Raw genomic sequence first — 26,670 nt, 5'->3', positions numbered from 1 at the left:
GAAAAACTGTTGACGGCCTCTGAAAAGCCCCTATAATGAGCGGCTCAGCAACACACCGGGCGGTTAGCTCAGCGGTAGAGCATTGCCTTCACACGGCAAGGGTCACAGGTTCGATCCCTGTACCGCCCACCATGTTGCAGAACGAAAGAAGCCTCCAGCAATGGGGGCTTTTTTGTTGCCTGTGATTCCGTAGTGCCCGCCGAAGCGATCACCGTTTCAGCCGAGGTCCTCCAGCAGCTCGCGCGCGATCATCGCGGTTGCATCCAGCAGGTCGTGACCGCTGCCGGCCCGCACCACCACCGCCAGCAGGCTACGGCCCACATTGGCATTGCCGCCGCTCAGTTCCATCTCGCCTTCAAAGCACAGATCGGCCAACCATTCTTGGGCCTGCTGCAGCCCGCGCTTGCGGACGCGGCGGAACTCCGCGAGCAGCTTCGCCTGGCCGGCCTCCTGCTCACCATCGGCAAGCAGGCCGATGGCACCGCCGTGCGCCGCGCGCCAGATGGCCGGTAGCGGGCGACCGTTCGCGTCCACCACGTCCGCCGAGAACTGCGCGCAGTACATTTCGTAGCGCTTGCCCGCTGTGCTGCAGGGCACGATGCCGGCCTCGGCCAGCAGGCGTTCGGCTTCATCCAGTTTGCTGAACTTCAAGCGCAGCAGTGCAGGACGGCTCAGGTGTTGTGCCAGCGCCTGCTGGTTGGCGGTGAACCAGACGTTCCAGCCCACGCTTGCGCGGCCTTCCAGTGCGGCCTTGAAGTACTCCAGGTATTCGGCGTCCATTGCGGTCTCCTGCGCTCCCTGCGCGATTGTAGCGGGCGCATATCCGGGCCGGTCAGGCGTCGTCGCCGGAGAGGCAATGATGTGCCTCGCGTACCAGCTGTCGCGCGGCCACGATCAGCCCGTCGGTGTGGAAGGCGCCCAACTGTTCGTCCGGGTCGCCTTCGTTACGCACGTGGGCGGGCCCGTGCCACGAATGGAAGCAGAGGGTTCCATTCCTGCGCTGTCCCGCCGCCCCGGGCAGGCGTAGTCTCAGCCCGTCGCCGTGCCCATCCACTCTGGAGTGCCACCATGCCGCTCGCCCGCATTGATCTTCGCAAAGGTAAATCCGCCGACTACCTGCAACGCGTCGGCGAAACCATCTACCAGGCCATGCGCGCGGTGGGCGTGCCGGAGAACGATCGCTTCCAGATTTTCCAGCAACATGAGCCGGGCACGTTGATCTATGACCCCGGCTACCTGGGCGTGGACCGCACCGACGATTTCATCTGCATCCAGATCACCTGGAACGAAGGGCGCACGCTGGAGCAGAAGAAGGCGCTGTACGCCGGCATCGCCGAGGGCCTGCACGCGGCGGTGGGTATCCGCCGCGAGGATGTGTTCATCAACCTGGTGGAAGTGAAGCGGGAAAACTGGTCGTTCGGGAACGGGCAGGCGCAGTACGTGAGTTGATGCGCGAAGCGCATCCACGCATGGCGTGGATCCACAGCGTGGTGGGCGTGCGCAGGGAGGGCGTGCCCATCGCTGTGGCCGGCAGCACAGCCCTGCGTCACCGTGTCGCAGGGGGCAAACCCTGAACCGGGTCCAAGGTTGGTCAGGGCCCCGTAGAATGGCGGCGTGCGTCGTTCTGTCCTCCACCGCCGGTTCCAGGCCCTGGCATGGCTTGCCATGCTGCTGGTGCTGCTTGCCCCGCTGGTGAGCCGCTGGCTGGCGCATGGCCACGTCGCGGCCGCCGCACCGGTGGCAGCCATGGATCACGCGATGCACGCAGAGCATGTGCAGCACGCGATGGACGGGCACCACGACCATCACGCGATGGCGATGCCGCACGGCGAGGCCGCAAAGAAGCCACCTGCCGATCCACACGCCGATCATGAGATGGGCGTGGACTGCGATTACTGCCTGATCGCTGCACGGCTGATCACGCTGCTGGTGGCGGCAGTGCTGCTGTTGGCGCCGATGGCACCGGTGTGCCGCGCGCTGCGCGGTGCGGTGCGGGCGTTGCCGCAACGGATCAGCGGCACATTGGGAGCGCGTGGGCCGCCAGCCATGATGGCCGCCTGAGCCGCACGCGCGTTGCATTGAACATTTTTCCATGAGGTTGCCGGCCACGGCCGGTGCCCGCACGCGCGTGTTTGCCCCTTTCTGATTGCTGCCCTGCCATTGCGGGGTGGCCTTGCATGCCGTGAAAAAAATGAAAACGAACCCCAACTCCGCGCACCTGCGCCGGGCGACGCTGCCTGTCCTGTGCGCATTGCTCCTGCACGCCGCGCCCCTGCTTGCCGCCGATGCGGCACCACCGACCACGCTGGATACCGTGCGGGTGGTCGATACCCGCAGCGGTGAGCTGTCGTCCACCGCCAACGCCGGTTCCGCGCTGGGCCTGAGCGTGCTGCAGACACCGGCCAGCCTGACGGTGATTTCGCGCGAACAACTGGAACAGCGTGGCGACAGCAACCTCAACGATGCGATCAGCCGGGCAGGTGCGATCAGTGCGATGCCGCACCCCGGCAACGGCCTGAGCGCGCTGTCCAGCCGCGGCTTCACCGATGGCGCTTCGGTGATGCGCCTGTACGACGGGCTGCGCCAGTACGGCGGCGTGGGCATCACCTTCCCGTTCGATACCTGGTCGATCGAGCGCATCGAAGTGCTGCGTGGGCCGGCGTCGGTCATCCATGGCGACGGTGCGATCGGCGGCGTGATCAACATCGTGCCGAAGAAGCCCACGCGTGGTGCGATCGAGAACGAGATCAGCGTAACCGTGGGCAGCGAGGACACCGCGCGCCTGGGCTTCGGCAGCGGTGGCGCGCTGACGCCCGAGCTGGCCTACCGGCTGGACGTGAGTGGCAACTACAGCGGTGGTTGGGTCGATCGTGGGCGCAACAGTGACGCGACATTCTCCGGCGCGTTGCTGTGGCAGCCGCGCGCGGACCTGCAGCTGACCCTCACCCATGCGCAGGGCTACCAGCAACCGATGCGCTACTTCGGCACGCCGCTGGTCGAGGGCCGCCAGCTGGAGGCGCTGCGCCACCGCAACTACAACGTGGAAGACAGCCAGATCCGCTATCGCGACCGCTGGACCCAGCTCGATGCGCTGTGGACGCCGACCGCGAACGTGGAATGGTGCACGCGCCTCTACCAGATCGACAGCCAACGCGATTGGCGCAATGCCGAGGCCTATGTCTACAACCGCGCTACCGGCTTGATCGATCGATCTGGCAATACCGAGATCACCCACAACCAGGACCAGACCGGACTGACCTCGACGCTGCGCGTGCAGGGAACGGCGGGTGGCCTGCAGAACAACTTCGCGGTGGGCCTGGACGCCAACCGCGCGCACTTCAAGCACACCAACAACACCTATGCCGGCAGCTCGGGCCCGATCGACCCGTTCGATCCGGTGCCGGGCCAGTTCGCCAGCGACGCGCCGAACCTGCCGCGCTACCGCAATCGTGCCGAGCAGTACGCGCTGTTCGTGGAAGACCGGTTGGCGCTGAGCGAGCGCTGGTCGGTGCTGGGTGGGCTGCGCCACGACCGCGCGCGCATCGACCGTACCGATCTGATCAGCGGCCAGAACGCGTTCTCGAAGACCTACAGCAGCACCGGCTGGCGCGCAGGTACGGTGTTCGCGCTGCGGCCGACGCTGAGCCTGTATGCGCAGTACTCGCAGGCGGCGGACCCGGTCAGTGGGCTGCTGATGATCAGCCCGGCCAACGGCGCCTTCGACCTGGCCAAGGGCCGGCAGATCGAGGTGGGCCTGAAGCAGGCCTTCGATGGCGGCGAGTGGACGCTGGCGGCGTATCGCATCCGCAAGACCGGGCTGCTCAGCCGCGATCCGCTGGTGCCGGACCGCCGCGTGCAAGTGGGCGCGCAGACCTCGCGTGGTATCGAGGCGTCGCTGAACTGGAACGTCGCGCCGCACTGGACGCTGGATGCCAACGCCACGGTGCTGAAGGCCGAGTTCGAGGACTTCCTGGAAACCACCGGGTCGCCGCCGATGCTGGTGTCGCGCGATGGCAACGTGCCGCCGAACGTGGCCGAACGCCTGGCCAATGTGTGGTTGAGCTGGCAGTTCGCACCGGACTGGAGTGCGGCGGGTGGCGTTCGCTATGTCGGCAAGCGCTATGCCGACAACGCCAACACATTGGAGCTGCCCGGCTACAGCACGACCGATCTGGCACTGACCTGGCAGGCGGCACCGCGCACGCGATTGTCAGCGCGATTGTTCAACGTGTTCGACAAGGCGTACTACGCCACCGCGTACTACACCAGCACGCAGTGGCTGCTGGGCGCGGACCGGCGCGTCGAGTTCACCGTCGACCATCGCTTCTGAGGACGCGCACCATGTCGCTGCGATCCACTGCCAAGCGCTGGACCTACCTGGTGCACCGTTGGCTCGGCATCGGCGGATGCCTGCTGATGCTGTTGTGGTTCGTCAGCGGCATGGTGATGTTGTTCATCGGCTACCCGAAGCTGACGCCCGGTGAACGTCTGGCGGCATTGCCGGTGCTGCCGGAGGCCCGCGATCTGCGCGGGCTGTCGGTGCTGCCTGCAGCCGTGCAGGCCGAGCCGGAGACCGTGGCACTGACCACGCTGCGTGGCGAGCCTGCGTATGTGGTTCGCGCGGGAAGCAACGTGGGGGCGTGGTCAGCCGTCACCGGCCAAGCCCTGCTGCCAGTGTCGGCACAGCGCGCCGAAGCATCCGCTGCACAGTTCGCCGGCGGCCAGGCCTTCGTGGGTGCGACGCGCGTGGACGAGGACCGCTGGACGCATTCGCGTGCACTGGACGCGCATCGGCCGCTGTATCGCGTCGAGGTGGGCGGTGCACAGCCGGGCGACCTGTATGTGTCCTCGCGCACCGGTGAAGTGGTGCTGGACGCACCGCATGTACAGCAGCGCTGGAACTATGTGGGGGCCTGGCTGCACTGGCTGTATTTCCTGCGCATGCAGTCGGTGGATCCGGTGTGGACGTGGGTGGTGATCGTGCTGTCCGCGCTGTGCACGGTGGCGGCGGTCAGCGGCATCGTGGTGGGTGTGTGGCGCTGGCGTTTCCGCGGGCGCTACCGCTCCGGTGCGAAGACGCCGTACGTCGAACCGTGGATGCGCTGGCACCATCTGATCGGACTGATGGCTGCGGCCTTCGTGTTCACCTGGATCTTCAGCGGGCTGATGTCGATGAATCCATTGGGAGTCTTCAGCAGCACGCGTGAAGCGATCGATGTTGAGCGCTATCGTGGCAGCGCGGTAACGGTGGATGGCGCGTTGGGTGAGCCGGTGAAGCTTCTGGCGGTGGCCGATGCTGAGCGCTTCCAACCGGTCGAGATCCAGTGGCGCCGCATCGGAGGCGAGCTGTTCGCAGTGCTGCTGGACGGGCGGGGCGAGACCCGCATCGTGTCCAGCGGCAATGGGCACTTGCAGGTTGCGCGGTTGCTGCCGGCAGCGTGGCTGCAGCAGAAGGTGCGTGCGCTGTCCGCTGCGCCGATGCAGGGCTTCGTGGTGCAGCAGGCAGCGGATGCCTACTTCTATCCGCGTGCGCCCGAAGCCATGAATGGTGCAGCGGTACGCCGCTTCCCGGTAGCAGTGGTGGACTTCGGCGATGCCGAGGCGACGCGCGTCTATCTCGATCAGGCCACCGGCGACCCGTTGCTGACGATGGGGCATCGCGAGCGCGTGGGGCGCTGGTTGTTCTACTTCCTGCACAGCTGGGACCTGCCGGCGATGCTGCGCCAGGAAGGTGCCCGGCTGGCGGTGTTGCTGCTGCTGAGTGCTGCTGGCACCGCGCTGTGTGCCACGGCGACGGTGATCGGCTATCGGCGATTGCGGATGAAGCTGCGGCACAGGCGGCGCTGAGGCCCTGGGCTACATCCGCAGCCAACGTGTGGACACGGCCACCAGCAACAAGGCCGTGGCCACGCCGATGAACGCAGCGATCAGGCCGAAGTGGTTGGCAGCAAAACCGATCAGTGCTGGGCCAGCAAGGATGCCGGCAAAGCCCAGCGTGGAAACGGCGGTGATTGCCAGTGCGCCGGGCATGCGGGTCTGGTGGCCGGCCAGCGAGAACAGCGCGGGTGCGATGTTGGCGCAGCCGAGGCCGACCAGCACATAGCCCACCAGCGACGCCTGCCACGGCGTGACCAGGGTCAGCACCAGCACTCCCGCGGCGGCGAGCAGCGCGCCGAACACGATCGCGCGCTCACGGCCTACGCGTGCCACCAGTGCGTCGCCGAACAGGCGCGCCACGGTCATGGTCAGGGTGAAGGTTACATAGCCGATACCGGCGAGGCTGGCATCGACGCGACGCACATCGCTGAGGAAGACCGCGCTCCAGTCCAGCATCGCGCCTTCACCGAGGAAGGCGACGAACGCCAGCACGCCGATGAACAGCACGATGCCGTGCGGCAGGGCCAGCATCGGTGCGTCGTGCGGCATGCGTTCGCTGTGCCAGTACGCCGCCGACAGCAGCATCACCAGCAGCATGGCGCCGACGCCGATCAGCACCGATGCCAGTGGCGGCAGCTGTGCGGACAACAGCACGGTCATGGTGGCCGCGCCGAGGAAGCCGCCGATGCTGAAGAAGGCATGGAAGCCGGACATCATCACGCGCCGCGCTTCGCGCTCGACGATGACGGCCTGCACGTTCATCGTGCAGTCCATCGCGCCCACGGCGGCGCCGAACACGAACAGCACCAGCCCCAGTGACCAGGCCGAACCGGCCAGCGCCAGGCCGGGCACGGTCAGGCAGATCAGCAGGCTGCTGGCCACCATCACCCGCCGGCAGCCCAGGCGTGCGGCCAGTACACCGGACAGCGGCATGGCCAGCAGCGAACCGGCACCGAGGCAGAGCAGCACCAGGCCCAGCGTAGCGTCGTTGATGTCGGTGCGCGCTTTGGCGAATGGCACCAGGGTGGCCCACAGCGCAGTGGCGAAGCCGGGAATGAAGAACGCAGCGCGGGTCGCGTGCTGTTCGGCACGCGCGCGGTTGGCAAGGGACATGAGCGGTACGGTCAGGGCGGAGTGGGGTGTACCGCGATGCCTGCGGCGCGGAAGCGCGCCGCCAATGCGGGGGGCGCGGTGGTGGTCAGCACCAGGTCGTCGATCTCGTCGAGGCTGGCGATCTGCCAGTTACCGCGGGCACCGAGCTTTTCAGTGGTGGCGGCGACGATGACGCGGCTGCTGCAGGCCACCATCGCGCGTTTCAGCGTGGCTTCTTCCGCATCCATTGCCCAGACGCCGGTGTCGCCGTCCACTGCGCAGGGGCCGGGCAGGTATACGTCGGCGCGCAGGCGCTGCACCTGCGCCAACGCTTCAGCGCCGACCGCGCCGCCACCGCTGGCCAGGCGGCCGCCGATCAGCTGCACCGAGGTGCCTTCAAGCATGCTGGCGGCGGTGGCGATCTGCGGAGCATTGGTGATCACCGTCAGGCCGAGAGCGGTCGGCAGCTGCTGGGCGATCGCCAGGTTGGTCGACCCGGCGTCGAGCAGTACGACCTGGCCGGGCTGCAGCAGCGCGCAGACGCGGGCGGCCAGCTCGGACTTGTCGCCGCGGTCGCGGGTCAGTCGCTCGCGTAGCGGGCGTTCCTTGGGGGGCGGCAGCACGGCGCCGCCGTAGACACGCTGGCACAGGCCTTGGGCGGCCAGCTCGCGCAGATCACGGCGGATCGAATCTTCGGAGACGGCATAGCGGCGCGCCAGTTCGGCGGCGACCACGCGGCCCTGCTGGCGCAGTTCCTCGAGGATCTGCAGGGTGCGCTGGGCGGGGAGGGGGCTGGGATCGGAGCTCATGACGCAATTCTGCACGTTCGTGCATTAACGTGCAACAACGTGCATTGGGCGGGCGTGGTCACAGATCGGCTGGACTGTCGGTGAACCCGACCGCGCCAGCGTCTATGGATCGCCCTCGCGGCCCGGCATTATGGCGGGGCACCTGGCATGGAATCCACGATGTCCCCCACCGTTCACCGCAAGCTGCGCATCGGCGCGGACCAGTACACCGGCCAGAAAGTGGTCGACCAGCAGTTCTACGAATGCGATTTCTCCGGCGCGGACCTGACCGCCACCGAGTTCATCAACTGCAGCTTCTACGACGCTGAAAACCGCGCCGGTTGCCGCTTCAACGGCGCCACATTGAAGGAAGCCAGCTTCCGTAGTTGCGACATCAGCATGTGCCACTTCAGTTTCATCAAGGCGCTGGGCCTGGAGATCAGCGAGTGCCGTGCGCAGGGCGCGGATTTCAGCAACGCCAGCTTCATGAACCAGATCACCACGCGCAGCTGGTTCTGCAGTGCCTTCATCAAGAAATCGAACCTGCGCTATGCCAATTTCTCGCGAGTGACGCTGGAAAAGTGCGAACTGTGGGAGAACCGCTGGGATGGCGCGAACGTGAGCGGTGCCAGTTTCGCCGGTTCGGATCTGTCCGGTGGCCAGTTCGAGGGGATCGACTGGAACAGTGCCAACTTCACAGACTGCAACCTGACCAACTCCGAGCTGGGCGAGCTGGACCTGCGCAGCACCAACCTGCGTGGCGCCACGCTGGATGTGCAGCAGGTGGCGCTGTTGATGCAGCGTATCGGCATCACGGTGGTGCCGTAGGCATCACCCGGTGTACGCCACCCAGCCCTTGAAGCTGAAGCCGGCGTAGAACAGCTCCACACCGTCGAAGCCGGCCTCCTGCAGCAGTGCGACCTCCTGCTCGGGTGCCAGCAGCGGCAACCGTTCGGCAATGGCGTCGATCGCGCGCTGCGCATCGGCGTGGGCAACCCCCGAGGCTTCGGCGAACGCTGCGTAGCGCTGTAACCAGCGCAGCTTGCCGGCCGGGTCCTGCGGCACGCTGTGGTGCGCCACCACCAGTGGCGCGCCGGGTTGCAGGCGCCGGTGCAGTTCGCGCAGCGTGTGCAGGCGCTGCGCGGCATCGAGGAAGTGCAGGGTCAGCAGGCAGCTGGCACCGTCGAAGCGCGCATCGGGTGCATCGTCGATATAGCCTTCCAGCAACTGCACGCGCGACATCAGCGGACCCAGTGTCTGCTCGGCCAGGGCCAGCATCGGCGCGGCCGGGTCGACCCCCAGCAGCTGCCAGCCCGGCTGCGCCTCGGCGAAGGCCTTCAGTTCCAACCCGCCACCGGCACCCAGCACCAGCACGCGGCCCTGAGCGGGAACACGTTCGGCCAGCAGCAGCCGGCTCATCTGCTGCAGGGCGAGGAAGCCAGGCACCTGGCGCAGCGGCGCTTCGGCATAGCGGGCCACCGCCTGCGGATCGGAGAACGTGGACATGCGCGGATTCCTGCAGCGGGGGACATACCACTGTAGCGCGGCGCGCAAGAGGCATTGCGCGCCGCTGCCGCACGGGCAGGATAGGGCTCAGGCCGCTGCGGCCTCAAGCACGTCTTCCAGCCGCACCTCGCCGAGGAATCCACCGCCGCTGGTTGCCGGCTGCTGCGCTTCGATGGCGTGGGCGAACTGCACGCCGGCGTCGTCCTGCAGGCGCTCGAACAGCTGCTGCACCCTTGGGAACTCGCGTCGATCGACCACCTGGTGATAGTCGTTCCAGCGCGCGATGCCTGCGAAGTAGGCGTCGGCAAAGCTGCGCTGTTCGCCCAGCAGCCACGGGTCCGTGCCGATCATCTGCTCCAGCGCCTGGTGGGCGTGGCGCACCTTGGTCGTGCCATAGGCACGCAGCGCCTCGCCTTCATCGCCTTCCGCATGCTCCAGTGCGTGCCAGAGCGGCGCGTAGGCACCGAAGAAACTGGTGTTGAGATAGGCCAGCCGATGGTTGAGGCGATCGAAGCCGGAGGTGCCCTGTGCGAAGCCCAGGCCCTGTGCGATGCCCTTCGCGGCCAGGTGGTTGAGGATGGCCAGGCTCTCGCTGAGCAGCTCGCCCTGTGTGGTTCGCAGGGTCGGGGTTTCGCCCAGTGGATTGAGGCGGTGGTAGTCTTCGCCCTGCACCTGGCCGGGCATCTCGATGCGGCACAGGTGATACGGCTGGCGCAGCCACTCCAGCGCGATGATGGAGCCGAACGAGCAGCCCGAGGGCACGCCGTAGAAGAGGATCGGGGTCATGGCAGGTTTCCGGTTCGAGCCGCGATGCGGCGGGTGAGGAAAGCGTGCCCGCGTGGACATTGCTCCGGAAGCCGTGCGAATGGCATCCTGAAGTCTACATATGTGGACGTTGCGCATGCTCAACCTCAACGATCTGGCCCTGTTCGTGACTGCGGTGGAGCAGGGCGGTTTCGCCGCAGGCGGGCGCCATCTGGGCCTGCCGCGCTCGACCCTGAGCAAGCGCGTGGCGCTGCTGGAAGAACAGCTCCAGGTACGGCTGCTGCAACGCAGTTCGCGCCGCTTCGCATTGACCGAGGTCGGCCAGGAGTTCTTCGAGCGCGCACGCGCAGCGTTGTCTGAGGTCGAGGCCGCCGAGGCCATCGTCCGCGACCGCCAGGCCGAACCCAGCGGCACCGTACGCATCAGCGCTTCGATTCCGGTGGTGCAGGGCGAGCTCGCCGCGTGCCTGCCTGCACTGGCCCGCCGCTATCCACGGCTGCGCATCGAAGTTGAAGTGAGTGATCGTTTCATCGATCTGGCTCAGGAGGGCATCGACATCGCTCTGCGCAGTCACTTCGGTCCGCTGCCGGATTCCGGGTTGGTGCAGCGAATGCTCGGCAGCGAGCGCATCGTGCTGGTGGCGTCCCCTGGCTATCTGGCAGCCGCGCCGGCAGTGGATACGCCCGAGCAGCTACGTGCGCATGCCGGCCTGCTGACCGCGCGTCATGCAACGCGCTGGACGCTGCACGGCCCCGACGCCCGCACCGTGCAGGTGGAGCCGAAGGTGGCGCTGGTCGGCAATGAATCGCAGCTGCTGATCGCGGCGGCCGAAGCGGGTCTTGGCATCACCGTGTTGCCACACAGCCTGTGTGCCGCAGCCCTTGCCGCCGGCCGCCTGCAGCAGGTGCTGCCGGCGTGGCATGCCGGCGAAGTGACCACCAGCGTGCTGCTGCCGCATCGTCGCGGCCAGTTGCCGGGCGTGCGCGTGGTGGTGGATACGCTGGTCGCGCATTACCAGCTCAACGCAGCGCGCGCGCCAGTACCTGCCAGATCCTCGGGTCCTGGCACTGCGAAACGTTGAAACGTACATAGTCGGCCGCGCGCTGCGACTGGCTGAACGCGTTGCCCGGCGCCAGCACGATGCCCTCGCGCAGGCATTGCCGCGCCAGTGCAGCGGCGTCGCGGCCATCCGGTAGTTGGCACCACAGGAACAGACCGGCTTCCGGCTGCAGCCACGGGGTGATGCCCAGCGTGTGCAATTTCCGCAGCGTGTGCCGACGTGCATCGGCCAGGCGCGAACGTACCGACTGCATATGGCGGCGGTAGCCACTGTCGGTCAGCGCGATGTGCATCAACTGCATCGCCAGATGGCCGCCGCCGAAGCTGGTGGCCAGCTTCAGGTCGGTCAGCGCCTCGATCCAGTCGTGGCGCGCAGCGATGTAGCCACAGCGCGAAGCCGCCGACAGCGTCTTGGAGAAGCTGCCGACGTGGATCACCCGCGACAGTCCATCGAGCGCGGCCAGCCGCGGTGCAGGCTGCAGTTCGAAGTCGGCGAAGATGTCGTCCTCGACGATGATCAGTTCATTGCGTTCGGCCAGGCCCAGCAGGCGGTGCGCGGTGCTGGAGGAAAGCACCGCGCCGGTCGGGTTGTGCAGGCCTGAGTTGGTGATGTACAGCCGCGGCGTATGCGCCTGAACTGCCTGCGCGAACGCCTCCAGGTCCGGGCCGCTGTGCGTGTACGGCACGCCGATGGCCTGCACCTGGTGCGCCTTCAGCAACGCGTGGTAGTTGAAGTAGCTCGGGTCATCCACCAGCACGCAGTCGCCGGGCTTGAGCAGGAAACGGCAGAGCAGATCGACCGCGTGCGTACCGGATTCGGTCAGCAGGATCTGCTCCATCGGCGCATCGATGCCCAGCGCCGCGCTGCGCCGTTGCAGCAGCTGGCGCAATGCGGGCAGCCCGAGCGGGCCGGCGTAGTCGACCAGCTGTGATGCATCGGCACGTGCGAGCCGACGCAGGCCGCGGCGCACGCCATCGTGATACAGCCAATCACTGGGCATCCAGCCGCAGCCCGGCTTGAGGTGGCCCGCCGGCGTTTCCAGCGATTGCCGCGACACCCACAGCGGATCCACCGCGCGGTCCAGCCGCGGCTCCATTTCAGCCAGCGCCAGCGGTGCGGCCGGCCCACTGACGTAGAAGCCGGATCCTGCGCGCGCACTGATCAGGCCTTCGGCGGCCAGGCGCTCGTAGGCCTCGACCACGGTCGAGACCGACACCCCCATCGCCGCCGCCTGCGCACGTACCGAGGGCAGGCGGGAGCCGGGGCCATCCACCCGCGCACCGATGCGGGTGCGGACGGTCTGGATGACCGATTCGATGCGGGTGAGCGAACGTGGCATGGCGGAACCGTAGTGGAAGTGTGGGCAGTACAGTTACTTGCGACTGTACTGGATTGTAGCTGGGGTCGTTCCGCGCTGGATGCTTCCATACAGGTCCAGCCGGGCATCGTCCGGCACCTTCAGGAGTACAGGTGTGGAACGGTCGGCGAGTGGTTGGATCAATGGCTTCATCGGTGTGGTGATCTTCGCGGGCTCCCTGCCGGCCACCCGCTTGGCGGTGCTGCAGCTGGACGCCGGATTCGTCACTGCTGCACGCGCGACCATTGCCGCTGTGCTCGGCCTTGGCCTGCTCCTTCTGCTGCGCCAGCCGTGGCCGCGGCGCAATGACCTGCCAGGCCTGGTGGTGGTCAGTCTGGGGGTGGTGGTCGGCTTTCCGCTGTTGACCGCGCTCGCGCTGCGGCATGCGTCATCGGCACACACCATCGTGTTCCTCGGCCTGCTGCCACTGAGCACTGCGGTGTTCGGCGTGCTGCGCGGCGGCGATCGACCGCGCCCGGCGTTCTGGTTGTTCTCGCTGCTGGGCAGTGCCTGCGTGGTCGGCTATGCGGTGCGCAACGGCATCGAGGCCTCGCTGCAGGCTGACCTGCTGATGCTGGCGGCGATCGTGGTGTGCGGGCTGGGCTATGCCGAGGGCGGTCGGCTCGCCCGCCATCTGGGTGGCTGGCAGGTGATCAGCTGGGCGCTGCTGCTGGCGTTGCCGGTGATGCTGCCGCTGACAGTGCTGATGCGCCCGGCCTCGTTCACCGCGGTCGGTGCGTCGGCGTGGTGGGCGCTGGGCTACGTGGCGGTGTTCAGCATGCTGATCGGCTTCCTGTTCTGGTACCGCGGGCTGGCGCAGGGCGGTATCGCCGCCGTCGGCCAACTGCAGCTGCTGCAGCCCTTCTTCGGCCTGGCCCTGGCCGCGCTGCTGCTGCACGAAGCGGTCAGCCTCAGCATGGTGCTGGTGACCGTGGTCGCGGTGATCTGCGTGGCAGGCGCGCGCCGCTTCAGCCGCTGAACGAAAAAGGGGACGGAGGGGATTAAGTCGTAATCGGCCCTACTGTGCCTGAAACGACTTAATCCCCTCCGTCCCCTTTCCGACGATAGCGTGCGCGTATCGTGGAGGGCGGTGAACAGTATTGGCTGCGGCCTGCGTGCTTGGTTGAAGCTGGGCGCATGAAGCCGATCTCGCGTATTTCCTTCGAAGGCCAGGTGGGTCTGGTGACCGGCGCCGCCGGTGGACTGGGCCTGGCCTACAGCCGCCTGCTGGCCGAGCGTGGCGCGCATGTGGTGATGCATGACGTCGGTGCCGGCACCGATGGCCGTGGTACCGATCCGCTTCGCATCCAGCACAGTGCCGAAGCGTTGCAGGCGCGGGGGCTATCGGTGCAGGCCGTCAGTGATCCCATCGACCATCGCACGGGCTGCCACGGGCTGGTGCAGGATCTGCTGCAGCAGCACGGCCGCATCGATTTCCTGATCCACAACGCCGGCTGGGTCGAGTACCAGACGCTGGAAGCGATCGAGGACGATGCGCTGGAGCAGATGCTGTGCCTGGCCGCGAAGACGCCGTTGTGGCTGGCGCAGGCGGCGTGGCCGGCAATGCGCGCGGCGGGCGGTGGGCGCATCGTCATCACCACGTCCGATCGCGCGCTGTATCCGCAGTACGCACAGCGCGGGCTGTCCGCTTACGCGGTGGGCAAGCTGGCCGCGCTTGGTCTGGTCAATGTGCTGGCACTGGAAGGTGCCGAGCATGGCATCTTGGTCAATGCGGTTTCGCCGGTGGCAAAGACGCGCATGTGGGGCATCGATGGTGAGCCCGATGAGCTGCATCCGGAAGCTGTTGCGCACGGTGTGGCCTATCTGGTATCCACGCGCTGCCAGGACGGCGGCTGGGTGCTGCGCGCAAGCAACGGCCAGTTCCACGCACTGCGCATGCAGGAGGCCGAGCATGTGGCATACCCAAGGGATCTGCGCGCGGTCAGTGCCGACAGCATCGAGTCGGTGGCGCTGCAGTGGCCGGCCATCGCCCGCGCCAGCGTCGACGTGCGCGGCTGAGGGCGTACCCTAGGCGGGTTCCCACTGCCTGCTTCGAGATGATCGACCTGCGCCTGCTTCGCCAGTATGTGGCCGTGGCCGAAGAACTGCATTTCCACCGCGCCGCCGCTCGCCTGCACATGTCGCAGCCGCCGCTGACCGCGGCAATACGACGGCTGGAAGACGAACTCGGAAGTGAGCTGATCGTCCGCGGAAACCGCACGCTGGGCCTGACCGTGGCCGGGCAGACCTTGCTCGTGGAGGCGCGGGCAACGCTGCAGCAGGCCGAGCAGGCATTGCAGCGCACGCGCGAAGCCGCAGCGGGGCAGTCCGGCAGCCTGCGCGTGGGCTATGTCGGCAGTGCCCTGTATGGTCGCCTGCCGGGCCTGATCCGCCGCTTCCGCCAGCAGTTCCCGCAGGTGCAGTTGCACCTGCAGGAAGCCACGTCGCGCCAGCAGCAGTTGTGGCTGCGTGAGCAGCGCATCGACGTTGGCGTGTTGATTCCACCGATTCCCGCCGCCGAGCTGGTACTGCACGACTTCGACCATGACCGCCTGGCGATTGCGCTGCCGCGCGCTCATGCGCTGGCCGACGCGCCGGAGGTCAGTGTGGCGATGCTGGCTGAAGAACCGTTCGTTTCATGGCCGGCGGGCGAGGGCATCGGCTTCCACGCGCAGGTGCTGGGCCTGTGCACTGCGGCGGGATTCACCCCGCGCGTCGTGCAGGAAGCGCAGGGCATGCATGCGGTGCTGTCGCTGGTGGCGGTGGATGCCGGCGTGGCGATCGTCCCGGCCAGCATGGCCAGCTTCCGCCCGCAGGAGATCGTCTATCGCGTGCTGGAGGACGAAGCAGCGCGTTTCGACCTGCCGTTCTGCATGCGGCCGGAACAGCCGTCGCCGGTGCTGCGCAATTTCCTGCAGACGGCGGGCACCAACTGATTCTGTGGACCTGCTACGCCTTGTCGCCCTGGAACAGATGCGCAACGGCATAGTCGATGAACACCCGCAGGCGTGCACTGGGATGGCGCCCACCGGGCCATAGCAACGAGAACTGCCCCTGGTGCGTGGGCAGTGCTGGCAGTACCCGCTGCAGGCGGCCATCGGCCAGCGCGTCGGCTGCGAGGAAGTCAGGCATCCAGGCCAGGCCCATGCAACCGATCGCAGCGGCCAGCACGGCCTCCATGTTGTTGCAGGTCATCGCCGTGGGAAGGCGCGCTCCAGCATCGCCTTCGATGCCCGGCAGCTGCCACGGGTGCAGCTTTCCGGTGGTGGGGTAACGGAAGCGCAGCGCGGTATGCAGGCGCAGCTCGCTCACATCACCGGGCGTGCCATGGGCCTGCAGATAGCCCGGCGCCGCACAGAGGATGAAACGGAAGCCGCCCAGCCGCCGTGCGGTCAGGCTGGAATCGGCCAGTTCACCGCTGCGTATCACCGCGTCGAGGCCTTCGCTGACCACGTCGACGATGCGGTCGTTGAAGTCCAGTTCCAGCTGCACCTGCGGGTAGCGTTGCTGGAAGCCAGGCAGCACCGGCAGCAGGAAGCGGTAGCCGATGGTGGGCAGGCCGATGCGCAGCAGCCCGCTGGGGGCGTGCTGTCGCTGCGCCAGGTCTGCCTGCGCTTCGGAAAGTTCATCCAACGCACGTCGGCAGCGCTGCAGCAGCAGTTCGCCTTCGTCGGTGAGGTGCACGCGGCGGGTGGTGCGCTGGAACAGGCGCGTGCCGAGTTCCTGTTCAAGGCGGGCGATGCGCTTGCCCACGGCCGACGCGGAGAGGCCGAGGACGCGAGCGGCGCCGACGATGCTGCCTGCTTCGGCGGTACGGACGAAGGCCAGCAGGGCAGAGATGGAATCCATGCGGGCATGATTACGGACCATTGGGCCGTAATCAACGTCCATCGAGCCTGTTTTTCAGGAATAGCGGCCTGTCCATCATCAATGCCCCTGATGGATGGAGGCCCGCATGGCCCCGGTTTCGATGCTCCCCGTACCTTCCCACACACATCAGCGCTGGACGCTGCTCGCGGTCTGCCTGGCTGCACTGGCGCTGCCGTTGTCCTTCTCGGCCGGTGCCGTCGCGGTGCCGGCGCTGGCCCGTTCCGCGGCGTCGTCGCCCACCGCGCTGGCCTGGGTGACCAATGCGTTCATGCTCACCTTCGGCAGCCTGTTGCTCGCTGCCGGTGGCCTGGCCGATCGTTATGGTCGACGGCGGTTGTTCCTGCTGGGTACGGCGGGCTTCAGCATCGCCACTGCCGTCGTCTGCCTTGCGCCCACGCTGCTGTGGCTGGATCTGGCGCGCGGGCTGCAGGGCGTTGCCGCTGCAGCGGCGCTGGCGTCCGGCACCGCTGCGCTGGCGCATGCCTGGCAGGGCCCGGTGCGTGCCCGTGTGTTCGCCCTGCTGGGCACCACATTCGGTGCGGGGCTGGCGCTGGGGCCGCTGCTCGCGGGTCTGCTGTTGCAGGCATTGGGATGGCGCAGTGTGTTCGCCGCGGGCGGTGTACTGACGCTGGCGGCGTTCGCCGTGGGCGCGCGCGCGTTGTCCGAAAGCCATGGCGAACGCGGGCGGCTGGATGTCGGCGGCATGCTGGGTTTCAGCCTGATGCTGGCGGCGTTGACCCTGGCCCTGCTGTGGCTGGGTGAATTCGGCCTGCATGCCATGCGCGTGCAACTGGCGCTGTTGGCGACGCTGGTGCTGGGCGGGGTATTCGTCTGCATCGAACGACTGCACCGCTCACCGTTGCTGGACCTCTCGCTGTTCTCGCAACCGGCGTTCCTCGGTGTCCAGCTGCTGCCGGTCGCAACCTGCTTCGGCTACGTGGTGCTGCTGGTGGTGCTGCCTCTGCAGCTGCTGGGCGTGCATGGACAGAGCGCGACATTGGTCGGGCTGCAGATGCTGGCCTTGTCTGCGCCGATGCTGGTGCTGCCGATGCTGGCCGCGCGCTGGGCGGAACGCGTTGGAAGTACGCGGCTGTGCACGCTGGGCCTGCTGGTCTGTGCCTCTGGGTTGTACCTGTTGTCGCGCCACGCATCGCATCCGTCGCCGTCGCAGTGGGTGCCGTTGCTGATGCTGATCGGCGCTGGAACGGCCTTGCCGTGGGGCTTGATGGATGGGCTTTCGGTCAGTGTGGTGCCGGTGCAGCGTGCGGGCATGGCCGCCGGCATCTTCGGAACCGTACGGGTGGCCGGTGAAGGCATCGCATTGGCCGCAGTCACCGCCTTGCTTGCGCTGCTGATCGGCCACCAGCTGCAGGGAGCATCGCCTGCATCGCTGGCGCGTGCCGGTGCCTATCTGGCCACGGGGGCGCAGGCACAGGCGCAGGCACTGCTTCCGGCGATGAGCGGCGCACAGCTGCAGCAGGCCAGTGCCGAGGCGCTGGCGATACTGCTGCGTGTCCTGGCGCTGCTGACCGCCGCATGCGCGGTGCTGTTGCACCTGCTGCTGCAGCGGCCAGCGTTGGCCGTGATCAGAACCGATAGCTGATGGTGCCGGTCACCACGCGCGGGTAGCCGGCGAAGCAGTCGCCAAAGGTGCGGCACGGCGCGTAGTAGCGCTTGCCGGTGAGGTTGGTGATGTTCAACGCCATCGTCCAGTCAGTCACCTGTACTTCCACCAAGGCGTCTGCCAGCGTGTAGCTGGGCGTGATGATGCGCCCGCCATTGCCCAGCGACACGGTATTGCCCACATGGCGCACGCCCAGGCCCAGGCGCAGGCGTGCGGCATCATCCAGCTGGAAGCCCTTCGACACCCAGGCCGAGGCCAGGTCCAGCGGGGTGTCGTTGAGGCGCTGGCCTACTTCCAATGCGAAGTTGCTGCGGCTGACCTCGGCCTCGTTGCGCGCAACGGCAGCGGTGACCGTCAGGTCGTTGGCGAACTGGAACTGCCCTTCCAGCTCCACGCCCTTGGAGCGGATCTGCCCGGTCTGCACCACGTTCAGCACATTGTCCGGATCGTTGGTCTGCCGGTTGGTTTCGGTGATGCGGTATGCCGCCAGCGTCAGCAGCAGGTTGCGCGCCGGTTGCCACTTGATGCCGGCCTCGGACTGGCGGCCGCGCATCGGCTTGAAGGCGCTGCCGAACAGATCCTGGCCGGATACCGGCAGGAACGATTCGCTGTAGCTCAGGTAGGGCGAAACACCCGCGCCAAGTTCGCCGATCAGCCCGGCGCGGTAGGTAGTGGCGTTGTCGGTCTGGCTGGGCTGGCCTTCGGTCTTCGAGCGTGCATGGTCGCGGCGCGCGCCCAGCACCAGCGAGATGCGGTCGGCCCAGCGGATCTGGTCCTGCACATAGACACCCAGCTGGGTGGAGGTCTGGTCCGGCTGACGATCCCAGCCACGCACGATCGGTGCGACCGATACCGGGGTGTAGATGTCGATCGGCGTGCCGGTGGCGTCCAGCCGCTGCAGCTGCTCCTTGTATTGGCTGTAGTCCACGCCGGCCAGCAGCAGATGCTGGAAGGCACCGGTGGCGAAGTCGAACTGCAGCGCATTGTCGGCGCTGAAGATCTGCACGTCGGGGCGGGTGCCATAGGCCGTGCGGTTGACCACGCGGCGCTCGGCGTCGATGAAGGGATTTTCCGGATTGCTGTAGCTGTCCACGTACATCTGCTGCAGAGTGGTCCTGCCATCGATGTAACGCACTGCCGAGCGCAGGCTGAGCGTGTCGTTGAAGCTGTGGTCGAAAAGCGCGGTCAGGCTGTAGACGCGCGAGTCGATGCGGTCGAAGTCGGGATCGCCGATGAAGGTGGACGGGTCGAGGCGGCGTCCGGGCGGGGCAAGCAGGGTCGAGGCCAGCGGCAGGAACTGCTGGCTGGAGCCGGTCTTGTCATGCTGATAGCTGGCCAGCAGGGTCAAGGTGCTGCGTTCACCGCGCCAGCTGATCGAAGGTGCCAGATAGACGCGGTCATCCTTCAATACATCGGTCTGCATGTTCGATTCGCGCATCAGCCCGACGAAGCGGCCGGCAAGCGTACCGGCATCGTTCAATGCGCCGCCGATGTCACCCTGCAGCTGCCTGCGGTCGAAACTGCCGAGCTGCACGCCGACCTCGCCGTTGAGGGTGCCGAAGGTCGGGCGCTTGCTCATTGCATTGATGATGCCGCCGGTGGCGCCGGCACCGTACAGCACCGAGGACGGGCCGCGCAGCACTTCCACCCGCTCCAGGCCATAGATTTCCGGGCGGGCGAGGGGGCTGAAACCGTAGCTGCGGCGCAGGCCATCCTGGTACTGCACTGGGTCCAGCCCGCGCACCGAGGTGGCATCGTTGCGGGTATCCAGGCCCCAGGCATCGGCGGTGACGCCGGCGCTGTAGCGCAGCACTTCCTGCAGGTTGTGCGCGCCGCGATCGGTGAACAGCTGCTGGGTGACCACGCTGATCGCCTGCGGCGTCTCGGTCAGGGCGGTGTCGGTCTTGGTCGCGGTGCTGGCCCGCTCGGCCACCACCGTTACCTTGTCCAGGGTGCGCGCCGCCGGGGTGTCCTGGGCCTGGGCGATGGCCGAGGCCAGCAGGGTGGGCAGGGCGAGCGTGTACAGCAGCGGACGCGACGGCAGAGCGGGCATCGGGAGTGATCCGGGAAGGGCGGTGACGGCGGATTATCCGGATGCCCGCCCTCAAATACAAATGATTCCCAAGTGCGATTGGGGCGCCCTGGCCCGGCGTCAGGGCAGGCCGTCCGTCGCGCCGCGGATGCTCATCCAGGCGCCGCCACCGGGGGCGCTGCCGGCGCGGACACGGAAGCCGTGCAGGCCGGCAATGGCGGCCACGATCGACAGGCCCAGGCCGAATCCAGGCCCCTGGCCGGCGCTGCTGCCACGGAAGAAGCGCTGGTAGATCAGCGTGCGGTCCTGTGGCGGAATGCCCGGCCCGTTGTCGATCACATCGATCCTCGGGGCGCCGTGATCATCGACCGCACGCAGCAGGATGCGGCCGTGTGCAGGGGTGAACTGCAGAGCGTTGGACAGCAGGTTGGCCAGCGCTTCGAACAGCAGCTCGCGGTCGCCACGCAGCGGGCCCACCTTCGGGTCCACCTGCAGCTCCAGCAACTGCTGCTTCTCTTCGGCCAGTGGCAGGTAGAACTGGTGCAGTTCCTGCAGCAGCTCGGAGACGTCGACCGCGTCGAAGGCCGAACGTCGCTGGTGGCTCTCCAGTTCCGACACCCGCAGCAGCGCGGCGAAGCGCGCCATCAGCATGTCAGTCTCGGCCAGCGCCTTGTCCAGTGGATCGGCATGCGGGTCCCGTTCGTCCAGGCCCACGCGCATGCGGTACAGGTGGGCACGCAGGCGGGTCAGGGGCGTGCGCAGGTCGTGGGCAATGCTGTCGCACACGCCCTTGACCTCGGTCATCAACTGTTCGATGCGTTCCAGCATGGCATTGACGATGCTCGACAGCCGATCGATCTCGTCGCGGCGGCTGGAGACCGGCAGGCGCTGGCCGAGGTCGCCGGCAACAATTCGATTGGTGGCCGCTTCGATCTGCTGGATACGTTTCAACGGGCGCCGACGCAGCAGATGCCAGCCCACCAGGCCGGGAATGACGGTCAGCGACACGCCCCACAGCAGTGCATCGAGGATGATGCTGTTGACCGCCATGAGCTTGCCATTCTGGCGTACGAATACCAGCGTGCGGCCATCGCGGGTCACCACGCCGAGCGCACTGCCGCCGTTGTCGTGGCGGCCATCGGCCAGCGTCCAACCGTCCACCGCATGCGAGTTGCCATCCAGCGGCAGTCCCTCGGGGATCGCTGTCAGCGGACCCGCCATCGGCATGCCGGCTTTGTCGAACAACCCATAGGTATAGACCTGGTGCAGATCGAAGCGCTGGCTGTCGCGCAATGCTTCATCCAGTGCCGGGCCGTCGAAGCTCATGAAAAGGTGCGCGCGCTGCTGCAGGCCCGATTCGGTCAGGTCACTCAGGTAATCCGAGATGCGCCAGTACATCACGCCCAGCAGCAGGCTCGACCACGCCACGAACAGGATGCAGTACAGGCCCAGCAGTCTGCTGCTGGAAGAGCGCCAGTGGTCAGGATTGCGCGTCGAAGACATAGCCGGTTCCACGTACGGTCATGATCGGCTGCGGTCGGCCGGGTTGTTCGATGCGCTTGCGCACGCGGCCGATATGCACGTCGATCAGGTTGGTACCCGGATCGAAGTGGTAGCCCCAGACTTCCTGGAACAGCATGCTGCGGGTGACCACCTGGCCGGCGTTGCGGACCAGGAATTCGAGCAGCTTGAACTCGGTCGGCAGCAGCGCGATTTCATGCCCGCCGCGTCGCGCCGAACGGGTCATCAGGTCCAGTTCCAGGTCGCCGGCACGCAGCACGTTGTCGATGGCGCCAGTCGGGCCCTGGCGCCGGATCAGCACTTCCACGCGTGCGGCCATTTCGTCGGAAGCGAAGGGCTTGGTCAGGTAGTCGTCGCCACCGGCGCGCAGGCCACGCACGCGTTCATCCACGTCCGACAGTGCGCTGATCATCAGCACCGGCGTGGTGATGCCTTCGCGGCGCAAGGTGGTGACCAGGGCCAGCCCGTCGATGCCGGGCAGCATGCGGTCCAGGGTGATTACCGCGTAGTCGCCTGCACGTGCCAGCGCCAGGCCGTTGCTGCCGTCGCTGGCCAGGTCCACGTCGAAGCCGTGGCTGCGCAGTTCGGTGGCGATCTCCTCGGCGGTGACAAGATCGTCCTCGATGGTGAGTACGCGCGGCATGGGCCAGTGTGCAGAGTGGGACAGGGGCATCCTCGCAATCGTGGGCAGCGACTGCAAATGAAAAATGTTTCATGCGCCATTTAGCAGGATCGTGCCGCCACGTCTTCTATATTCGGCGCCGAACGCTCCCCCACGCGTGGAACCTGCAGCCGATGATCCTTCCGAACCCCTCCCGTCCGTACCGTGCCTGGCGGCTGCCGCGAACCGCGGGCCTGCCGCTGCTGGCGCTCGCCCTGGTGGGGCTGCTCAGCGCCTGCGGCAAGGACGCGCCCAAGCCTGGCGCGACGACGCCTGAGGTGACGGTGCTGACCCTGCGCAGCCAGCCGCTGGCACTGCAGCAGGAACTGCCTGGGCGCAGCGTTGCCTCGCAGGAATCGGACGTGCGTCCGCAGGTGGATGGCGTGCTGGTGAAGCGGTTGTTCGAGCAGGGCCAGTGGGTGAAGGCCGGGCAGCCACTGTTCCAGATCGAGCCCGCGCTGTACCAGGCGGCGCTGAACGAGGCGCAGGCCAACCTGAAGACCGCCGAGGCCGCTGCGGTGACCGCGCGCCTGCGGGCGCAGCGCATGCAGGCGTTGGGCAAGGACCAGCTGGCCGCGCGCCAGGACGTGGACGATGCGATCGCCAGCGACCAGCAGGCTGCCGCCGTGGCGCAGGCCGCACAGGCCGCGCGTGACACGGCCAGCACACGGCTGGGGTTTGCCACGGTGACCTCGCCGATTGCCGGGCGCATCGGCCGCGCGCTGTTCACGCCGGGGGCGCTGGTCACCTCGGGCCAGGCCGATCCACTGGCACGGGTGCAGCAGATGGACCCGATGAACGTGGACATCACCCAGTCCAGCAATGAGTACCTGGCACTGCGCCGCGCCATCGCCGACGGTGGCGTGCAGGCCGACACAGCACCGGTGCGGCTGCGCTTGTCCGATGGCACCGACTACCCGCTGCCCGGCACGCTGGAATTCGCCGACGTGGACGTGCAGCAGGAGACCGGCAGCATCACTCTGCGGGCGCGTTTCCCCAACCCGGATGGGCAGCTGCTGCCAGGCATGTACGTGCGCGCGCTGGTGGGGCAGGGAACCCGCCAGCAGGCGCTGCTGGTGCCACAGGCTGCGGTCGACCGCAGCCCCAAGGGCGAGGCACAGGCGTGGCTGGTGGACAAGGACGGCAAGGCGCGGCTGCGCCTGTTCCGCACCGCGCGTGCGGTGGGCGATCAGTGGCTGGTGCTCGATGGCCTGGCCGCCGGTGAGCAGGTGGTGGTAGCCGGCGCGCAGGGCCTGGCCGATGGCATGACGGTACGGGTGAAGCCGGCACCGGCACCGGCCGGGAAGGACTGAGCAGATGCTGCCGCGCTTCTTCATCCATCGCCCGGTATTCGCCTGGGTCCTGGCGATCTGCATCATGGCCTTCGGCACCATCGCGGTGACCCAGCTGCCGGTGGAGCAGTACCCGGACATCGCGCCGCCGCAGGTCAACATCACCGCCAACTACACCGGTGCCTCGGCGCAGACGGTGGAAGACAGCGTCACCCAGGTGATCGAACAGCAGATCAAAGGCATCGATCACCTGTTGTATTTCTCGTCCACCAGTTCGTCATCGGGGCAGGCGCGCATCACGGTCACCTTCGACCAGAGCGCCAACCCGGATATCGCCCAGGTGCAGGTGCAGAACAGCGTCAACCAGGCCATCAACCGGCTGCCGCAGGAAGTGCAGCAGCAGGGCGTGACGGTGGCCAAGTCGCAGGGCGATTCGCTGATGGTGGTCTCGCTGTACGACACCAGCCGGCGCATGGAACGGGTGGATGTTTCCGATTTCCTGGTCAGCAACGTGCAGGACCCGATCAGCCGTATTCCCGGCGTTGGCGAGATCAACGTGTTCGGCTCGGCTTACGCAATGCGCGTGTGGCTGGACCCGCACAAGCTGCGCGCCTATGACCTGATGCCGTCGGACGTGCGCGCTGCGATCCAGGCGCAGAACACCCAGGTGACGGCGGGTGAGCTGGGCGCGATGCCGTCCAGCCCGACGCAGAGCCTCAACGCCACGGTCACCGCGCAGTCGCGCCTGCAGACCCCCGAGCAGTTCCGCGCGATCATCCTGCGTACCCTGCCCAATGGCGCGGCGGTGTTGCTGGGCGACGTCGCGCGGGTCGAGATTGGCGCGGAGAACTACCAGACCAGCAGCTATCTCAACGGTTATCCGGCGGCCGGCTTCTCAGTCACCCTGGCCTCCGGCGCCAACGCATTGGCCACCGCCGACGCGGTCCGCGCGGAGATCGAACGGCTGCGACCGACTTTCCCGCCGGGGTTGCAGGTGGCCTATCCGCGTGACAGCACGCCGTTCGTGCGGGTCTCGATCGAGGGGGTCATCCATACCCTCATCGAAGCCATCGTTCTGGTCGTGGTGGTGATGTTCCTGTTCCTGCAGAACCTGCGCGCCACGCTGATTCCGGCGATCACGGTGCCTGTGGTGCTGCTGGGCACCTTCGGCGTGCTGGCCGTTGCCGGATTCACCATCAACACACTGACCCTGTTCGCGATGGTGCTGGCGATCGGCCTGCTGGTCGACGATGCGATCGTGGTGGTGGAGAACGTGGAGCGCATCATCCACGACGAGCATCTGCCGCCGCGCGAAGCGACCGAAAAATCGATGGGCGAGATCACCGGCGCGTTGATCGGCATCACCGTGGTGCTGGGCGCGGTGTTCCTGCCGATGGCGCTGTTCGGTGGTTCCACCGGCATCATCTACCGGCAGTTCTCGATCACGATTGCGTCTGCCATGGCATTGTCGGCGCTGGTGGCGCTGACGCTGACCCCGGCGCTGTGCGCGACCCTGCTCAAGCCGTCTTCGGCGCAGAAACCGCAGGGCCGCTTCTTCCGGGCGTTCAACCGGGGCGTCGAGCGCAGCCAGTTGGCCTACCAGGGAAAGCTCGGTGGCGTCGTTACCCGGCCGCGGCGCTGGATGGCGTTCTACCTGCTGCTGGTGGTCGCCATGGTCGCGCTGTACGCGCGCATGCCCACCGGCTTCCTGCCGGTGGAAGACCAGGGCCAGGTAACCTTCCAGTTCTCCACGCCGGAAGGCACGCCGATGGCGCGTACCGAAGCATTGGGCGAGCAGATCAGCCGCTACTTCATGGAGCACGAAAAGCAGAACCTGGATGTGGTGTTCGTGGTGGTCGGCCGCAACAATGCCGGCACCGGCCAGAACGCCGGGCAGGGTTTTCTCGCACTGAAACCCTGGGATGAGCGCACGGGCGACAACACCGCTGCGGCGATCATCACGCGAGCCAATGCCTACTTCCGCCGCTTGCCGGATGCCAAGGTCAATGTACTGGCACCGCCGGCGGTGCGTGGACTGGGCCAGTCCAGCGGCTTCGAACTGTGGCTGCAGGACACTAGCGCGGCCGGGCGCGTGGCCCTGCAGGCGGCGCAGGAACAGGTGGTGCGTGCGGCCGGCGAAGACGACGGGCTCACCTCGGTGCGCCTGAACGGTCTGGGCGACAAGGCCGAGCTGCGGCTGGACATCGACCATGCCCAGGCCAGCGCACTGGGCCTGGCCCAGGCCGACATCAATTCCACGCTGTCGGCGGCCTGGGGCGGCAGTTACATCAACGATTTCCTCGACCGTGGCCGGGTCAAGCGGGTCTACATGCAGGGCGATCAGCCCTACCGCAGCGTGCCCGACGACATCGGCCAGTGGTATGTGCGCGGTGGCAACGGCCAGATGGCGTCGTTCGCCAGTTTCGCCAGCAGCCACTGGGCACGCGGGCCGCAGCTGCAGCAGCGCTTCAATGGCCTGCCGGCGATGCAGATCCAGGGCAGCGCCGCCGAAGGCCGCAGCTCGGGCGAGGCGATGCAGCGCATGCAGGCGCTGGTTGCCGATCAACCCGGGTTCGACCTGCAGTGGAGTGGCCTGTCCTACCAGGAACAACTGGCCAGCAACCAGACGTTGTGGCTGTACATCGCCTCCATTGCCTTCATCTTCCTGTGCCTGGCAGCGCTCTATGAGAGCTGGACGGTGCCGGTGGCAGTGGTGCTGGTGATCCCATTGGGCGTGATTGGTACGGTGCTGGCGACTACCGCGGCCGGGTTCGTCAACGACATCTACTTCCAGGTGGGTCTGCTGACGACCATCGGCCTGTCGGCCAAGAACGCGATCCTGATCGTGGAGTTTGCCGAAGCCCGCTATCGCGCCGGTAGTTCAGCGGTGGAGGCGGCCCTGCAGGGCGCGCGCCTGCGCCTGCGCCCGATCGTGATGACGTCATTGGCCTTCGTGGCCGGTGTGATCCCGTTGGCGTTGGCCACCGGCGCGGGCGCAGTCAGCCGCCGTGAAATCGGCATGAGCGTGATCGGCGGCATGGTCTCCGGCACGGTGCTGGCAGTGGTGCTGGTGCCGTTGTTCTTCGTGCTGGTGCGCCGCCTGGGCCGGTCACGGCCGCAGGACTGAGGGGGGCGCGGCTGTCATCTGGCTGCCGCAGCACCCTCACCCGTTCTTTGCCCAGGTGCCGCTAGCGTAGGTCGTCCCCGTCCCCCACGGAGACCTGC

22 protein-coding genes and 1 tRNA gene are annotated in these 26,670 nt (G+C 67.2%); 13 read left to right on the top strand and 10 right to left on the bottom strand.

Annotated elements, in window-relative coordinates:
• Positions 1-57 precede the first annotated feature (57 nt).
• Positions 58-132, top strand: a tRNA-Val gene (locus tag N7573_RS09415).
• Between the two features lie 84 nt (positions 133-216).
• Here N7573_RS09415 and N7573_RS09410 read toward each other — a convergent pair.
• Complete coding sequence (locus N7573_RS09410; protein ID WP_279913431.1) at positions 217-780, bottom strand: hypothetical protein; 564 nt, start codon at positions 778-780, stop codon at positions 217-219.
• 288 nt (positions 781-1,068) lie between these two features.
• Between N7573_RS09410 and N7573_RS09405 the strand changes: the two genes are divergently transcribed.
• The 4 genes from N7573_RS09405 to N7573_RS09390 all read left to right on the top strand — a co-directional run bounded on the left by N7573_RS09405 (position 1,069) and on the right by N7573_RS09390 (position 5,847).
• Positions 1,069-1,449, top strand: a complete 381-nt coding sequence (locus tag N7573_RS09405; RefSeq protein ID WP_049400651.1) for a tautomerase family protein — start codon at positions 1,069-1,071, stop codon at positions 1,447-1,449.
• 216 nt (positions 1,450-1,665) lie between these two features.
• Entirely contained in the window at positions 1,666-2,061 is a 396-nt protein-coding gene (locus tag N7573_RS09400) for a DUF2946 family protein (RefSeq protein WP_071228030.1), read from the top strand.
• Positions 2,062-2,191: 130 nt separating this feature from the next.
• Positions 2,192-4,330 carry a TonB-dependent receptor gene (locus N7573_RS09395; RefSeq protein ID WP_279913430.1) on the top strand — a complete coding sequence of 713 codons (2,139 nt, stop codon included), beginning with the start codon at positions 2,192-2,194 and terminating at the stop codon, positions 4,328-4,330.
• 11 nt (positions 4,331-4,341) lie between these two features.
• Positions 4,342-5,847 carry a PepSY domain-containing protein gene (locus N7573_RS09390; protein ID WP_279913428.1) on the top strand — a complete coding sequence of 502 codons (1,506 nt, stop codon included), beginning with the start codon at positions 4,342-4,344 and terminating at the stop codon, positions 5,845-5,847.
• Between the two features lie 9 nt (positions 5,848-5,856).
• On the opposite strand, the gene N7573_RS09385 is transcribed toward N7573_RS09390, so the two are convergent.
• Positions 5,857-6,990 (bottom strand): MFS transporter, encoded by a 1,134-nt coding sequence (locus N7573_RS09385; protein ID WP_279913427.1) that lies wholly within the window; start codon positions 6,988-6,990, stop codon positions 5,857-5,859.
• An 11-nt stretch (positions 6,991-7,001) separates the two neighbouring features.
• Positions 7,002-7,778, bottom strand: coding sequence for a DeoR/GlpR family DNA-binding transcription regulator (locus N7573_RS09380; RefSeq protein ID WP_279913426.1), 777 nt, complete (start codon positions 7,776-7,778; stop codon positions 7,002-7,004).
• A 159-nt stretch (positions 7,779-7,937) separates the two neighbouring features.
• Here N7573_RS09380 and smqnr point away from each other — a divergent pair, with 159 nt between their 5' ends.
• A complete protein-coding gene (gene smqnr / locus N7573_RS09375; protein WP_032127748.1) occupies positions 7,938-8,585 on the top strand; it encodes a SmQnr family pentapeptide repeat protein in 648 nt (215 codons plus the stop codon).
• A 3-nt stretch (positions 8,586-8,588) separates the two neighbouring features.
• Here smqnr and N7573_RS09370 read toward each other — a convergent pair whose 3' ends face one another.
• Together N7573_RS09370 and N7573_RS09365 are read right to left on the bottom strand one after the other, a co-directional pair.
• Positions 8,589-9,263, bottom strand: coding sequence for a methyltransferase domain-containing protein (locus N7573_RS09370; RefSeq protein ID WP_279943139.1), 675 nt, complete (start codon positions 9,261-9,263; stop codon positions 8,589-8,591).
• 87 nt (positions 9,264-9,350) lie between these two features.
• Positions 9,351-10,049 (bottom strand): glutathione S-transferase family protein, encoded by a 699-nt coding sequence (locus N7573_RS09365; protein WP_279943138.1) that lies wholly within the window; start codon positions 10,047-10,049, stop codon positions 9,351-9,353.
• Between the two features lie 100 nt (positions 10,050-10,149).
• Between N7573_RS09365 and N7573_RS09360 the strand changes: the two genes are divergently transcribed.
• Positions 10,150-11,109 (top strand): LysR substrate-binding domain-containing protein, encoded by a 960-nt coding sequence (locus N7573_RS09360; protein WP_279914036.1) that lies wholly within the window; start codon positions 10,150-10,152, stop codon positions 11,107-11,109.
• Here the strand turns inward: N7573_RS09360 and N7573_RS09355 are convergent.
• Positions 11,048-12,427 carry a PLP-dependent aminotransferase family protein gene (locus N7573_RS09355; RefSeq protein ID WP_279943136.1) on the bottom strand — a complete coding sequence of 460 codons (1,380 nt, stop codon included), beginning with the start codon at positions 12,425-12,427 and terminating at the stop codon, positions 11,048-11,050. The two genes, N7573_RS09360 and N7573_RS09355, sit on opposite strands and share 62 nt — an antisense overlap.
• A 133-nt stretch (positions 12,428-12,560) precedes the next feature.
• Between N7573_RS09355 and N7573_RS09350 the strand changes: the two genes are divergently transcribed.
• From N7573_RS09350 to N7573_RS09340, 3 genes are all read left to right on the top strand, one after another.
• Positions 12,561-13,424 carry a DMT family transporter gene (locus tag N7573_RS09350; RefSeq protein WP_049421562.1) on the top strand — a complete coding sequence of 288 codons (864 nt, stop codon included), beginning with the start codon at positions 12,561-12,563 and terminating at the stop codon, positions 13,422-13,424.
• A 158-nt stretch (positions 13,425-13,582) separates the two neighbouring features.
• Entirely contained in the window at positions 13,583-14,464 is an 882-nt protein-coding gene (locus tag N7573_RS09345) for an SDR family NAD(P)-dependent oxidoreductase (protein WP_279913029.1), read from the top strand.
• Between the two features lie 38 nt (positions 14,465-14,502).
• On the top strand, positions 14,503-15,381 hold the full coding sequence (locus tag N7573_RS09340) for a LysR family transcriptional regulator (RefSeq protein WP_279913031.1): 879 nt from the start codon (positions 14,503-14,505) through the stop codon (positions 15,379-15,381).
• Positions 15,382-15,394: 13 nt separating this feature from the next.
• Here the strand turns inward: N7573_RS09340 and N7573_RS09335 are convergent, their stop codons facing one another.
• Positions 15,395-16,294, bottom strand: a complete 900-nt coding sequence (locus N7573_RS09335) for a LysR substrate-binding domain-containing protein (protein ID WP_107431420.1) — start codon at positions 16,292-16,294, stop codon at positions 15,395-15,397.
• Positions 16,295-16,400: 106 nt separating this feature from the next.
• Here N7573_RS09335 and N7573_RS09330 point away from each other — a divergent pair, with 106 nt between their 5' ends.
• Entirely contained in the window at positions 16,401-17,918 is a 1,518-nt protein-coding gene (locus N7573_RS09330) for an MFS transporter (RefSeq protein WP_279913033.1), read from the top strand.
• On the opposite strand, the gene N7573_RS09325 is transcribed toward N7573_RS09330, so the two are convergent.
• The 3 genes from N7573_RS09325 to N7573_RS09315 all read right to left on the bottom strand — a co-directional run bounded on the left by N7573_RS09325 (position 17,902) and on the right by N7573_RS09315 (position 22,135).
• A complete protein-coding gene (locus tag N7573_RS09325; RefSeq protein ID WP_279913034.1) occupies positions 17,902-19,992 on the bottom strand; it encodes a TonB-dependent siderophore receptor in 2,091 nt (696 codons plus the stop codon). The two genes, N7573_RS09330 and N7573_RS09325, sit on opposite strands and share 17 nt — an antisense overlap.
• Before the next feature lie 99 nt (positions 19,993-20,091).
• Positions 20,092-21,474, bottom strand: coding sequence for a HAMP domain-containing sensor histidine kinase (locus N7573_RS09320; RefSeq protein ID WP_279913035.1), 1,383 nt, complete (start codon positions 21,472-21,474; stop codon positions 20,092-20,094).
• Positions 21,452-22,135, bottom strand: a complete 684-nt coding sequence (locus tag N7573_RS09315; protein ID WP_032969121.1) for a response regulator transcription factor — start codon at positions 22,133-22,135, stop codon at positions 21,452-21,454. Before N7573_RS09315 ends, N7573_RS09320 begins: the two co-directional genes overlap by 23 nt.
• A 152-nt stretch (positions 22,136-22,287) precedes the next feature.
• Here N7573_RS09315 and N7573_RS09310 point away from each other — a divergent pair, with 152 nt between their 5' ends.
• Entirely contained in the window at positions 22,288-23,466 is a 1,179-nt protein-coding gene (locus N7573_RS09310) for an efflux RND transporter periplasmic adaptor subunit (protein ID WP_279913038.1), read from the top strand.
• A 4-nt stretch (positions 23,467-23,470) separates the two neighbouring features.
• The gene (locus N7573_RS09305) at positions 23,471-26,572 is read left to right on the top strand and encodes an efflux RND transporter permease subunit (protein WP_279913039.1); all 3,102 of its coding nucleotides are present in this window, start codon (positions 23,471-23,473) and stop codon (positions 26,570-26,572) included.
• The last annotated feature ends 98 nt before the right edge of the window (positions 26,573-26,670 follow it).

The organism is Stenotrophomonas sp. GD04054 (assembly GCF_029836955.1).
Classification (GTDB): domain Bacteria; phylum Pseudomonadota; class Gammaproteobacteria; order Xanthomonadales; family Xanthomonadaceae; genus Stenotrophomonas; species Stenotrophomonas maltophilia_A.
The sequence above is the reverse complement of the archived record's forward strand: the minus strand, read 5'-3'. Positions and strand labels throughout refer to the sequence as shown.